Consider the following 13161-nt stretch of genomic DNA (forward strand, 5'->3'; position numbering starts at 1 on the left):
AGAAAATAGCTGTCTTTTTTTGAAATAAAAGCATTTATAAGGTACGTCCTTATAAAGGGCTTATATTTCACCCTCGAAACGGTGCTTTGCCGCCAGAGGACGGCTTCAGCCGTTTACGCCTGATTAATTTTACTTTATTAATGTTCGGGTTTAGCCTATAATAATAGAGGTAAAACGTAGCCATTATTTGGTTTTGTCGGGTGTGTGTGAGGTTTTTAATGGCGTGTTTGGCACAAATGTTAAATAATTGTGAGATATAGACGTGAACAAAATTTCTATGTCATGTTACATGACGTAAAAATGTTGACGTATGTAGATAAGCAATTATAATAAAGAGAATAGCAGCCAAGCACAACAACAATAATAGAAGCAAGCAGGTTGCAGTTACAACACATCTATATTAAGGGGAGAAATCGAAGATGAAAAAACGTTTAGGTTTTATGTTGTCTATTGTTCTTATGTTCGCATTAGTATTGTCTGCTTGTGGCGGTGGCAACAAGGGTACTTCTGGCACAAACGGAGCAGCGTCGCCTGAAGCGTCTGCTGCACCTGAAGAATCGGCAGCAGCAGGTGCTAAGCTCAAAATCGGTATGGTTACAGATACAGGCGGCGTAAATGATAAATCCTTCAACCAAAGCGCTTGGGATGGCTTGCAAAAAGTAACTAAAGATACAGGTTCGGAGACGAAATATCTTGAAAGTAAAGGCGACGCTGATATGGAACCGAATCTGCGCGCATTCATTTCTGAGAAATACGATATGATCTGGGGCGTAGGCTTCCTGTTCCAAGATGCAATGGGTAAAGTAGCGAAAGACAATCCAGACTCCAAGTTCGGCATCATCGACTCCGCTGTTGACGCACCAAACGTTGTTTCTGTTAACTTCGCAGCTAACGAAGGTTCGTTCCTTGTAGGTGTAGTTGCTGGCTTGACAACAAAATCGAATAAAATTGGTTTTGTGGGCGGCATGGAAATCCCAAGCGTAACTGTGTTTGAAGCAGGCTTCAACGCAGGTGTAGCGGCAGTAAATCCTGATGCAAAAATCATTCGCAACTACACGGGTGAATTCAACAAACCAGACTTGGGTAAAGCAGCAGCAGCTGTTATGTACAATGATGGCGTAGATGTTATTTTCCAAGTTGCTGGTGGTACTGGTAACGGCGTATTTAACGAAGCAACAGCTCGTAAAAAAGCAGGCCAAGATGTTTGGGTAATCGGTGTTGATAAGGACCAATCGATCGAATTCGGCAACGAAGTCACGCTTACTTCCATGCTTAAAGGCGTTGAAGCTGCCATTTACCAAGTTTCTAATGACCTGATTAACGGCAAATGGGAAGGCGGCAAATCGCTTGTTCTTGGTTTGAAAGACGGCGCAGTAGGTCTGCCAGAAAACAACCCTAACGTTTCTGAAGAAATTATGAAAAAAGTTGAAGATTACAAACAACAAATTATTAGCGGATCGCTTGTAGTTCCAGCTGATATTAAATAATTTTCAATCAATCTATTTAGATGTCGTTTGTTTATTATGTACAGCCGACAAGACCTGCTATGAGCTGGTCTTGTCCTTTTTTGAGATTGGGAGCTAACAAACCGGGGAGGATAACTGGATGAAACAAAGTGCAGCGGCTGTCACACTTAAGGGGATTACGAAACGCTTTCCCGGTCTTGTAGCCAATGATTCGATTGATTTTGAGCTCAAGAAAGGCGAAATCCATGCATTGCTGGGCGAGAATGGTGCAGGCAAGTCCACATTGATGAACATTTTGTTCGGGCTGTATCAGCCGGATGAAGGAGAAATTTGGGTTAACGGCAAGAAAACAGTTATTGAAGGTGCAGGTAAGGCGATTGAACTCGGAATTGGCATGGTGCATCAGCACTTTAAGCTCGTACAGCCATTTACGGTGGCTGAAAATATTGTGCTTGGCAATGAGCCGCGCAAGTTTGGCACATTCGTCAATTATAAGCAAGCAAATGACAAAGTCCGTTCCATCTCGGAGCGTTATGCATTGAAAGTAGATCCGCAGGTGCGGATTAAAGATATTACGGTGGGCATGCAGCAGCGTGTGGAAATTTTGAAAACTTTGTACCGCGGGGCCGAAATTTTGATCTTCGATGAACCGACAGCGGTGCTGACCGTACAGGAAATCGAAGAGCTGATTGGCATTTTGCGCAATTTGGCTGCCGAAGGCAAGTCCATTATTTTGATTACGCATAAGCTCAAAGAGGTTATGGCACTTGCAGATTCCGTTACGGTTATTCGTCGTGGCAAGGTTGTGCGTACCGTCACGACCAAAGAAACGAATGAGCAGCAGCTTGCTGAACTTATGGTAGGCCGCGATGTTAATTTCCAGGCTATAAAGACTAAGAAAGTGCCTGGAGAGCTTATCGTTTCCGTCGACAATCTTACGATGAAGGGCGAAGAGAAAAAACTTGTTCTGAACGGAGTAGCCTTTGATATCCGTGCGGGCGAAATTTTGGGTATTGCTGGTGTTGATGGAAATGGACAAAGTGAACTCGTACAGGCCATTACAGGAATGCGTAAAGCATCAGGCGGATCTGTAAAGCTTCAGGGTAAGGAAATGATCAATAAAACGCCGCGCCAGTTGTCCGTTGCAGGCGTAAGCCACATTCCAGAGGATCGTCACAAGCATGGTATGGTACTAGATTTCACGCTCAGCGAAAACATGGTGCTGGATACGTATTTTGATCCGCAGTTCGGCAAAAACGGCTTTATCGATTATAAAGCAATAGACTTGCTTGCGAATCAATTAGTAACGGAGTTTGATGTACGTTCGTCAGGTATTGGGGCGAAGGCCCGCTCCTTGTCGGGCGGCAACCAGCAGAAGGCTATTATAGCCCGTGAGCTCTGGAAAAACCCATCATTGCTCATAGCTGTGCAGCCGACTCGTGGCTTGGATATAGGTGCGATTGAATATGTGCATAAGCGGCTGATTGAAGCGCGGGATGCAGGTAAAGCGATTTTGCTTGTATCGTTCGAGCTGGATGAGCTGTACGCGTTGTCTGACCGCATTGCGGTTATGTATGAAGGTAAAATAATGGGCTATGCCGATGCTGATCAGCGTGATGATCAACAGCTGGGTCTAATGATGGCAGGCAATTCGGCGGCGAATCAGCCGAGCAAAGGTGGGAGATAGCAACCATGGATAAAGTCAAAGGAATTGCTGGAAAAACATTCAATAAAACATCTTTCCTCGTCCCCTTGGTGGCTATCATTTTGGGTCTGTTATGCGGGGCGATAGCCATGCTGGCAGGCGGGTTCGATCCTATACTGGCTTACCAATCGCTGATCAAAAAGCTATTTGGCAGTCCTTACGATATGGGCGAGGCTATTCGTGCAATTACCCCGCTGATATTCACAGGTACAGCGGTTGCTTTCGCTTTCCGTACGGGCCTGTTTAATATCGGGGTAGAAGGCCAGTTCATGATGGGTATGACTGGTGCAACCGTCATAGGGATTACGCTTGACCTACCGTGGTTTCTACATGCTCCGCTTGCTATTATTGTCGGAGCGCTGTGCGGAGGCTTATGGGCGGCCTTGACCGGCTATTTGAAGGCTGTTCGCGGCGTTAACGAAGTTATTTCTTCCATCATGTTGAACTGGGTCGCGCTTTATTTGTCCAATTACATTATTCGCGCATTTTTTGTGGCAAAAGGGCAGCAAAAATCAGATCCAATCCAAGAATCTGCACTGGTATCGATTGGCTGGTTGTCCGATGCGATGGATCATGCCCGTATGCATTGGGGCACGGTCATTGCCTTGCTCGGTATTGTTGTATTTTATATTATTCTGTGGAGAACGAAGCAGGGCTATGAGCTCAGAGCAGTGGGTCAAAGCCCTGACGCAGCGCTGTATGCAGGGATCAATGTCAATCGCACCATTGTAAAGTCGATGTTTATTAGCGGCTTGTTTGCGGGGCTGGCAGGCGTGTTTGAGACGCTGGGCGTATTTGGCTATCAGACGATTCTAGCAGCGCCTTGGGGCTATGGCTTTGATGGTATCGCGGTTGCTTTGCTTGGCGGCAATACGCCAATTGGCGTATTGTTCGGTGCTATACTGTTCGGTGGTCTCAGCTATGGCTCTGCGGGTATGAGCTTTGGAGCGGGCGTACCGCCAGAGCTCGTTCGAATCGTTATTGGTTCGATCATCTTCTTTATTGCTTCGCATGGCATAGTAAAGTTTTTCATAAAACCATTCCTTGGACGACGTGCAGACAAGCGTAAGGAGGCGATCTAATATGAATGCACTGGAAATATTGGGTCAGCTTATTAACGTTACGCTTGTATTTTCTACGGCGCTTATTTTTACCGGTCTCGGTGGTCTCTTTTCTGAGCGATCTGGCGTTATTAATATCGGTCTCGAAGGCCTGATGGTGTCAGGCGCGTTCGCGGCAGCAGTCATTACCGACTATGCGATACAAGCTGGTTATGAGGAATCTGCTCCGTGGATAGGCTTAGTGGGGGCAGCTATATATGGGGTGATATTTGCCCTTCTACATGCGGTATCTACCATTACATTTAAGGCGGATCAGACGATAGTCGGTGTCGTTATTAATATTTTGGCAGCGGGCATCGCGATTTATTTGACGAAGAGCTTGTATGAAGGTTCGGGACAGACAACAACGCTGACTCATGTATTCAACAAATGGGAAATCCCTTATTTATCAGATATTCCGTTTTTTGGAGAGGCGTTCTTTAAAGCTTATCCGACGACATATGTTGTTATTTTGCTTGTCATTATCAGCTATATTGTACTGTACAAAACGCACTTCGGCTTGCGCCTTCGCGCAGTCGGAGAATACCCGAGCTCGGCCGACACAGTGGGGATCAGCGTAACAAAATACCGTTATATCGGCGTGCTGCTTAGCGGCGCACTTGCAGGTCTTGGCGGTGCGACCATTACGTTAACAACGACGAGCAACTTTGCCCATAATACCATTTCGGGCCAAGGCTTTATCGCTATCGCGGCTGTAATTTTCGGAAAATGGAATCCGCTTGGCGTTGCGGGAGCTGCTATTTTCTTCGGCTTCGCGCAAGCGATTCGCAACTTTGCCCAACTGTTCGATTGGTCGCAGCAAATTCCGACCGAGTTTTTCTATATGCTGCCATACGTATTGACGTTGGTTGTACTCGTAGGTGCAGTAGGACGTTCTTCTGCTCCAGGCTCGCTTGGCGAACCATACGATCCGGCAAAACGCTAATAGAATCAAAGAGCTCCAAACTTCCCATGGATATCACGTATGTCGTGATCAATCCAAGGGAAGTTTTTTGTATTCTGATCATTTGCGCAAGGTTAGTCACAGAAAATCCACGATTGTGGATAACTTGTTGATAACTATGTGCGTAAATGCTGCATTTATACACAATAGTCGCCAATGATGGAAAGTTCAGCTGCGGCAGGCGCTATTTTTAATGGGAATTCACACTTTTGTCATAAACGCATTGACAGCATGATCTGCCTGGAGTAAATTAAACCTTATCAAATGAATTTACCGTAAAGGTCAAATGAAAGGCGAACGACTTTTTAGGTTTGTGCATCAATTCACAAAGTCGGAAGTAGCCATATCTGGAATGGGCAATCAGCTTGCCCTTCCCTCATAAGAGGAGAGGATTAACTGTGGAAGCACTGGCACTTGAACGCAAGGCGGAGCAGAACCGCGAACTGCGGGAACGGCTAATGCAATTGAAGAAAGAGCGCAACGCCATCATTCTTGCTCATTATTATCAGCGTGATGAAATTCAAGAGGTTGCAGATTTCCGTGGAGATTCTTTTTTGCTAGCACAAAAAGCGGCGCAGACGGACGCGGATGTTATCGTATTTTGCGGCGTGCATTTTATGGGCGAGAGCGCAAAAATTTTGGCACCGAACAAAACGGTTATTATTCCGGACGAGCGTGCAGGCTGCCCGATGGCGGATATGGTCAATGTTGATGGTCTTCGCAAGCTGAAAGCCCAGCATCCGAATGCGACCGTCGTTACGTATATTAACTCATCTGCCGAAATTAAGGCAGAGACTGACATTTGTTGTACATCGGCAAATGCGGTTAACGTTGTAAACTCCGTGGAAGGCCAAGACGTCATTTGGGTACCGGACAAAAACCTGGGGCATTACGTGCAGCAGAAAACCGATAAGAATATGATTATCTGGGAAGGTTACTGCAACACGCACGACATGTTGACGGTCAAGGATGTAGAGGAAATGAAGGCGAAACACCCGAATGCGCAGTTTGTTGTGCATCCTGAGTGCCGCCCTGAAGTGGTGGAGCTGGGTGATTTTGTCGGCAGTACGACAGCGATTATTAAATACTGCAAGGAATCGGATTGCAAGGAGTTCATCGTCGGCACGGAGGATGGCACTGGCTATCAGCTGCGGCTGGACAGCCCGGACAAAACATTCCTTTTTGCATCTAAATATTTGGTCTGCCCGAACATGAAGGTTAATAACCTCAAAAAGCTGGTAAAATGCCTCGAAACGATGCAGCCGCAAATCTATGTACCGCCGCATGTGGCGGATCAAGCACGCTTGTCCTTGGAGCGCATGTTACTCGTGAAATAGGAGCAGCATGCGCTACTCCTATGCCTGGAGGCGCGAAAAATGATTCCCAGATACCTTGTAGACATCAATTTAGACGAACTGCCGGTAATCGAGAAGGATGTTATTGTGATTGGGGCCGGCATTGCCGGTCTTTTTACCGCACTTCGGGCAAGTGATCGGCATTCCGTGCTGATGATTACGAAGAAGTCGCTGCTGGACAGCAACACCCGCTATGCGCAGGGCGGCATTGCCGCGGTCATATCGGAGGATGATTCACCCGCTTATCACAGCGATGACACGTTGATTGCGGGAGCGGGCTTGTGCTCGGAGGATGCGGTCAATGTGCTTGTGCACGAGGGGCCAGAGGGTGTAAATCAGCTCATTGAAATGGGCACGCAGTTCGATTTGGAAAATGGCGAGTTTGCGCTGACGAAGGAAGGCGCTCACAGCCAGCGCCGTATTTTGCATGCGAATGGGGATGCGACGGGCTACGAAATTGTACGAGCCTTATCGGAGAAAGCGTTGTCTAAGCCGGGTATTGAAGTTTGGGACGACCATTTTGTCATCGATTTGGTGACTAATGATGGAGAATGTGTTGGCGCTGTTGTGCAAAAGCCCGACGGCTCGCGTCTGCTTGTGCGCGGCAAGGCGACCATTTTATGCTCTGGCGGAGCCGGCCAGCTCTATCGTTACACGACGAATCCTGAAGTAGCCACAGGCGATGGGATCGCAATGGCTTACCGGGCAGGAGCTTATATACAGGATGTAGAGTTTGTTCAATTCCATCCGACCTCCCTATGCTACCCAGGGGCGCCGCGGTTCCTGATTTCAGAAGCGGTGCGCGGCGAGGGAGCCGTACTTCGCAATACGCGGGGCGAGCGTTTTATGGAGCATTACCATCCTCAGCTGGAGCTGGCGCCGCGTGACGTGGTGGCCCGCGCCATTATTAGCGAGATGGAGGCCACGAAATCAACCTTCGTTTATTTGGATGTGACGCATGAGTCGCCGGATATGGTGAAGCATCGTTTTCCGAATATTTATGAATTCTGCTTGCGTTATGGTTTGGATCTGACGACGGATTGGATTCCGGTTGCCCCTGCTGCACATTATATGATGGGCGGCGTTAAAACCGATCTCGATGGGGAAACCAATATTAAAAGGCTGTTCGCCTGCGGCGAGGTTTCCTCGACAGGCGTTCACGGAGCGAATCGCTTAGCGAGCAATTCGCTGTCGGAAGCGGTCGTTTTCGGCAAGCGAATCGTCGAGGCGATTGATAAACTTGCAGAGCATGCAGAGATTCAGCCTATAATAGAGAGCAGCGTACCGCGCAGCAGCGTGCCGATTCAGGCCGTTGTGGAGCGGAGATTGAAGCTGCAAAAGATTATGGTCAGGTACGCAGGCTTGCAGCGTGATGCGAAGGGCTTGGAGAAGGGGCTTGAGGAGCTGCGGCGCCAGCTTCCGATTTTTCAAGCGATGCTGACCAAGCGGGAAGAATTTGAATTTGCCAATATGTTGACATGCGCCCTGCTGATGGCGGAATCCGCTTTGCAGCGGGAGGAGAGCCGCGGCGCGCATTACCGTGAGGACTTCCCGGAGCGCAATGATCAGGCTTGGCGCAAGCATACTGTAATGCACCGTGTATACGGGAGGACAGAGGAGCGGTTAACCAATGTTTGAGACGACGCTGGACGGCTATAATGAAGCACTGCGCGCACAAATACGCAGCTGGCTTGCGGAAGATATCGGAAGCGGCGATGTAACGACCGCTATGACGATTCCACGCGGGGCGCAGGCGAAGGCTGTTATTCATGTAAAGGAAAATGGACGGATTGCCGGCATTCCGATTGCTCGCCTTGTGTTTGAAACCGTTGATCGCTCGCTGGTCTTCACGGCGAAGGTTGAGGATGGGCAGTATGTGGAAAAAGGCACCGTGCTCGCGGAAGTAGAGGGCAGCATCCATAGTCTGCTGACAGGGGAGCGCCTTGCGCTTAATTTAATGCAGCGGATGTCCGGCGTTGCGACGAAGACAAGCGAATTTGTAGCGGCTTTGCAGGGCTTGCCGGTTAGGCTGGTCGACACGCGCAAAACGACGCCAGGCCATCGCTTGCTTGAAAAATATGCCGTTCGCGTAGGTGGCGGCTCGAATCACCGATTTGGCTTATATGATGCCGTTATGATCAAGGATAATCATATTAAGGGCGCAGGCGGTATTCGGGAAGCGGTGGAAGCAGCGCGAGCAGGCATTCCCCATACGATGAAGATCGAAGTGGAGACGGAATCTTTGGAGCAGGTCGATGAGGCGATTGCATGCGGCGCCGATATTATTATGCTCGACAATATGCCGCAAGACATGATGAAGGCAGCTGTCAAGCAAATCAAGCAGCGCTCGCCACATGTTATTGTAGAAGCTTCGGGCAATGTGCGGCTTGATACGATTCACGGCATAGCCGCTTGCGGTGTAGATGTCATTTCGGTAGGAGGCCTTACCTACTCCTTTCAATCGCTTGATATTAGTCTCGACCTTAATGCGAAGAAGGGAGGGGCAATGTCTTGATTCTCGTCATTGACGTCGGCAATACGAATATAGTGCTGGGCATTTATCAAGGCAAGGAGCTGCTCCATCACTGGAGGCTCAGCACGAATCGTTCCGCTACAGTTGATGAATATGGCATCAACTTTCATCATTTGTTTCATTTTGCCGGCATGCGTTTGGAGCAGATGGAAGGCGTCATTATTTCATCCGTCGTTCCGCCGCTGATGCGGACGCTGGAGCAGCTGTGCATGAAGTATTTGCGCAAGAAACCGTATATCGTCGGCCCAGGCGTGAAGACAGGACTCAATATCCGGTATGAAAACCCTCGCGAGGTCGGTGCTGACCGCATCGTGAATTCGGTGGCGGGCATCGTCAAATATGGCAGCCCGCTTATTGTCGTCGACTTTGGCACCGCAACGACGTTTGATTACATTGATGCCGCTGGCAGCTATTTGGGCGGCGCCATTGTGCCGGGCATTGCTATCTCGACAGAGGCGCTTTATCAGCGGGCGGCGAAGCTGCCGCGCATTGAGCTGGTGAAGCCGCCAAGCGTAATCGGCCGCAATCCGGTCACATCTATGCAGGCGGGCATTATATACGGCTATGCTGGACAAGTGGACGGTATCGTGCGCAGAATTCGCAAGGAGTTTAAAGTTTCGCCGCGTGTCATCGCGACGGGCGGCTTGGCTGAGTTAATTAGCTCAGAATCGGAAACGATAGATGAAGTTGATCCGCTTCTGACATTAGAAGGCTTGCGTATTATATATGAACGGAATCAGGAGGGATAGACGATGGAGCAAAGGAAAGATTTTTTGGTGCGCGGCACGGCATGGGAAGGCAAAATTCGTGTTTTCGCTGCCCGTACAACGCAATTGGTCGATGAGCTGCAGCGCCGGCACGGTACACTGCCGACAGCAACGGCGGCGATCGGCAGAACGGCAACAGCCGGAGCTATTATGGGCGCCATGCTGAAGGGCGAAGAAAAGCTGACGATTCAAGTGAAGGGCGATGGCCCAATGGGACAAATTGTTGTTGATGCAAATGCTCATGGAGAAGTGCGAGGCTACACGGACAATCCGCTCGTTCTGCTTCCAAGCAATGCGCAGGGCAAGCTTGATGTTGCAGGTGCAGTAGGCCATAGCGGTTATATTCATATTACAAAGGATCTAGGCCTGAAAGAGCCTTACCGCGGCAGCGTTCCGATTGTTTCCGGCGAGCTGGGCGAAGATTTCACCTATTATTTTGCCGTATCGGAGCAGACGCCTTCCGCAGTTGGGCTAGGCGTGCTGGTCGATGAGGATGGCCGCGTCATCCACGCTGGCGGCTTTATCGTACAGCTGATGCCAGGACTTACGGATGCAGAAATTACAAAGCTGGAGAAAGCGCTCAGTGCGATGCCTCCTGTCACTGCGCTGCTCGATCAGGGCGAGACGCCAGAAGGGCTGCTCAAATGGGTCGTCGGCGACGATGCTGTCATCCATGAGTCGCTGGATTTGCGTTTTCAATGCAAATGCTCGCGCGAGCGCGTAGAGCAGACTCTGATCAGCATGGGCGAATCGGAATTGCAGCAAACGATTGAAGAAGAAGGAAAAGCAGAGGTCGTATGCCACTTCTGTAATGAAGCGTACCAGTTTAACCGTACTGAGCTGGAGCAATTGCTCGACCAAGCCAAACCGAAGCCGATCCATTAAGATGGAGGCTACCGGGCAATGAACAAAATCGGTGTAGTCAGGACGATCGTCGTCATTCAGGCGTTGTGCATGATCGTGCTCAGTGTAGTTGTTGTAGTGAGATTGTCGCCTTTTTCTGAAGGGCTGCCAGAGCATGAGCCGGATTCGGGAACACGTACGGAGACGGGCAATGAGATAGTACCCGGCAGCTCGGAAAACGATAAAATTATTGCCATCATTGGCAATCACAGCATTAGGGTAAGCGAGCTGATGAACAGGCTCAGCGAGCAATATGGCGAAGCCACCCTCAAGCTGATGATGATTCACAGCGCCATTGACCAAGAAGCTGCCTCGCAGCAGCTTGAGGTTACCGCTCAGGAACAGCAGAGAGCTGTGGAGGAGCAGGCAGAAGGGTACGATAGCGAAGAGGATTTTTACCGGGTCATGGATCAGCAGCTTGGCATGTCCAAAGAGGAAGTTTTGAAGGATGTGAAGTACAGGCTGTTGACTGAAAAAATAGCGATCCAAAAAGTGGACGTGCCGGACGCTGAGGTTGAACGCTACATTGCGGATCATGAGGAACAGTACGGCGACAAGCTGCAATATCGCTTATCCTGGATTGTGACGGCGAATAAGGAAGAGGCGAACCGCGTGCTGGACAAACTGTCCCAAGGAGCGGATTTCGCGCAAACCGCGACTGAAAACTCAATAGATGCTTTTACGGCAGAGGCTGGCGGTGATTTAGGCCTTATTGATGCGAATGACCCGTTTCATGAGCTGGCGATTCTTTCAGCAGCAAGCAAGCTGGGTACGGGAGAGATTGCCGGCCCGATAGCCATTGCCGAAGGTTATGCCATTATTCGTTTGATGGAGCGTCATACAACGGATAAGCCACAGGGGCAGCAATTGCATGAACTTGTTCGCAAAGAGCTGGCTTTATCACAGGCTCCTTCGCTAAGCCAAATTGAGCAGCAGCTATTGGACAAATATGATGCTGTCACCTTTCCGTAAATATAAGAAATTTTAGGTTTGTTTATAAGCTTCCATTATATTGGAGCATCATATAGCCGTATTCGCCAGACGTTTGGAAAATGGGCGAACAATCCGTCTTTTTCAAAATATAAGCATTTATAAGGCTTCTACTTATATCAGGCTTATATTTCAATGCAAAACGGAACTTTTTCCGTCGGGGATGGCGTTAGCCAGCCGTTTTCGCTTGAAGGAAATGAAGGTATTGACAACGAATACAACTCATTGATAAGATGGAATTAGTTAAAAAACCAACTGAATTAGTCGGAATAAGGAGGAAGTATGACACATGGCAAAAATCGTGCAAAGCATTACTGATCTAATTGGTGATACACCGCTAGTTCGCTTGAATCGTCTTGTTCCTGAGGACAGCGCTGAAATTTATGTGAAGCTTGAATATCAAAACCCAGGTGCGAGCGTAAAAGACCGTATCGCAATCAGCATGATCGAAGTAGCTGAACAGGAAGGCGTCATTAAGCCAGGCGATACAATTGTTGAGCCTACGAGCGGCAACACAGGTATCGGTCTTGCCTTGGTAGCAGCGGCTAAAGGTTATAAAGCTATTCTTGTTATGCCTGAGACGATGAGTATTGAGCGCCGCAACCTGCTTCGTGCCTATGGTGCAGAAGTGGTTCTGACGCCGGGTTCGGAAGGCATGAACGGAGCTGTACGCAAAGCTGAAGAGCTGGCGAAAGAAAACCCGTCCTATTTTATCCCGCAGCAGTTCAATAACCAAGCGAATGTGAAAATCCACCGCGAGACGACAGGCCCAGAAATCGTTGAGGCGATCAACTCCCTGGACGGCAAGCTGGATGCATTCGTAGCGGGCATTGGTACTGGCGGCACAATTACGGGTACTGGCGAAGTGCTGAAGAAGAACTTCAAAGATATTAAAATTTACGCGGTTGAGCCAGCGGCTTCCCCACTGCTTTCGGGCGGACAGCCTGGCCCTCACAAAATCCAAGGTATTGGCGCTAACTTCGTGCCGACGATTTTGGACCGTGAGATCTACGACGAAGTGATTACCGTTGAAAATGATGATGCATTCGACTACGCACGCCGTGCTGCGAAAGAAGAAGGCATCTTGTGCGGAATTTCCTCCGGTGCTGCAATCTATGCTGCTTTGAAAGTAGCGAAGGAACTCGGCAAAGGCAAGCGCGTTATCGCGGTTGTTCCAAGTAACGGTGAGCGTTACCTCAGTACGCCGCTGTTCAACTTCGAGAACTAACACTTATGTCCAAGCGCGGGGCCGTGCCTTAATTGGAGCGGTGTACCGTTTGACTGGCCTTCCATTCATTTGAGTGGAGGGCTTTTTTCAATTATAAGAATGTATAAGTTTCACCCTTATAAACGGCTTAGCATTCACCTTCGACACGGC

General features: G+C 49.0%; 11 protein-coding genes. All 11 read left to right on the forward strand.

All coding sequences use genetic code 11. The features are described from left to right. Positions 1 to 419 precede the first annotated feature (419 nt). The 11 genes from AC50Y5_RS31390 (at position 420) to cysK (ending at position 13011) form a co-directional block, all read left to right on the forward strand. Positions 420 to 1487: a BMP family lipoprotein gene (locus AC50Y5_RS31390; protein WP_056034796.1), complete on the forward strand. Its 1068-nt coding sequence runs from the start codon at positions 420 to 422 to the stop codon at positions 1485 to 1487. A gap of 118 nt (positions 1488 to 1605) precedes the next feature. Then, positions 1606 to 3153 (forward strand): ABC transporter ATP-binding protein, encoded by a 1548-nt coding sequence (locus tag AC50Y5_RS31395; RefSeq protein WP_494865521.1) that lies wholly within the window; start codon positions 1606 to 1608, stop codon positions 3151 to 3153. Between the two features lie 5 nt (positions 3154 to 3158). Next, a complete protein-coding gene (locus AC50Y5_RS31400; protein ID WP_494865523.1) occupies positions 3159 to 4253 on the forward strand; it encodes an ABC transporter permease in 1095 nt (364 codons plus the stop codon). Between the two features lies 1 nt (position 4254). Further along, on the forward strand, positions 4255 to 5217 hold the full coding sequence (locus tag AC50Y5_RS31405; protein ID WP_056034787.1) for an ABC transporter permease: 963 nt from the start codon (positions 4255 to 4257) through the stop codon (positions 5215 to 5217). A 416-nt stretch (positions 5218 to 5633) separates the two neighbouring features. Next, positions 5634 to 6572 (forward strand): quinolinate synthase NadA, encoded by a 939-nt coding sequence (gene nadA / locus AC50Y5_RS31410; RefSeq protein ID WP_046234439.1) that lies wholly within the window; start codon positions 5634 to 5636, stop codon positions 6570 to 6572. A gap of 39 nt (positions 6573 to 6611) precedes the next feature. Beyond that, on the forward strand, positions 6612 to 8228 hold the full coding sequence (gene nadB / locus AC50Y5_RS31415; RefSeq protein ID WP_494865525.1) for an L-aspartate oxidase: 1617 nt from the start codon (positions 6612 to 6614) through the stop codon (positions 8226 to 8228). Next, positions 8221 to 9105: a carboxylating nicotinate-nucleotide diphosphorylase gene (nadC, locus tag AC50Y5_RS31420; protein ID WP_056034781.1), complete on the forward strand. Its 885-nt coding sequence runs from the start codon at positions 8221 to 8223 to the stop codon at positions 9103 to 9105. The genes nadB and nadC overlap by 8 nt, the downstream gene beginning before the upstream one ends. Further along, positions 9102 to 9872: a type III pantothenate kinase gene (locus AC50Y5_RS31425; protein WP_056034779.1), complete on the forward strand. Its 771-nt coding sequence runs from the start codon at positions 9102 to 9104 to the stop codon at positions 9870 to 9872. The genes nadC and AC50Y5_RS31425 overlap by 4 nt, the downstream gene beginning before the upstream one ends. 3 nt (positions 9873 to 9875) lie before the next feature. Then, a complete protein-coding gene (gene hslO, locus AC50Y5_RS31430; RefSeq protein ID WP_056034777.1) occupies positions 9876 to 10775 on the forward strand; it encodes an Hsp33 family molecular chaperone HslO in 900 nt (299 codons plus the stop codon). A gap of 18 nt (positions 10776 to 10793) precedes the next feature. After that, a complete protein-coding gene (locus AC50Y5_RS31435; protein ID WP_494865528.1) occupies positions 10794 to 11765 on the forward strand; it encodes a peptidylprolyl isomerase in 972 nt (323 codons plus the stop codon). A 307-nt stretch (positions 11766 to 12072) separates the two neighbouring features. After that, a complete protein-coding gene (gene cysK / locus AC50Y5_RS31440) occupies positions 12073 to 13011 on the forward strand; it encodes a cysteine synthase A (RefSeq protein WP_056034771.1) in 939 nt (312 codons plus the stop codon). Positions 13012 to 13161: the final 150 nt, after the last annotated feature.

The organism is Paenibacillus sp. JT22N7, from assembly GCF_059383875.1.

Excerpts from the sequence above, each read along its gene's own strand:
- cysK (WP_056034771.1), top strand. The coding sequence starts at position 12,073 with ATGGCAAAAATCGTGCAAAGCATTACTGATCTAATTGGTGATACACCG.
- AC50Y5_RS31435 (WP_494865528.1), top strand. The coding sequence starts at position 10,794 with ATGAACAAAATCGGTGTAGTCAGGACGATCGTCGTCATTCAGGCGTTG.
- hslO (WP_056034777.1), top strand. The coding sequence starts at position 9,876 with ATGGAGCAAAGGAAAGATTTTTTGGTGCGCGGCACGGCATGGGAAGGC.
- nadC (WP_056034781.1), top strand. The coding sequence starts at position 8,221 with ATGTTTGAGACGACGCTGGACGGCTATAATGAAGCACTGCGCGCACAA.
- nadB (WP_494865525.1), top strand. The coding sequence starts at position 6,612 with ATGATTCCCAGATACCTTGTAGACATCAATTTAGACGAACTGCCGGTA.
- AC50Y5_RS31390 (WP_056034796.1), top strand. The coding sequence starts at position 420 with ATGAAAAAACGTTTAGGTTTTATGTTGTCTATTGTTCTTATGTTCGCA.
- AC50Y5_RS31405 (WP_056034787.1), top strand. The coding sequence starts at position 4,255 with ATGAATGCACTGGAAATATTGGGTCAGCTTATTAACGTTACGCTTGTA.
- AC50Y5_RS31395 (WP_494865521.1), top strand. The coding sequence starts at position 1,606 with ATGAAACAAAGTGCAGCGGCTGTCACACTTAAGGGGATTACGAAACGC.
- AC50Y5_RS31400 (WP_494865523.1), top strand. The coding sequence starts at position 3,159 with ATGGATAAAGTCAAAGGAATTGCTGGAAAAACATTCAATAAAACATCT.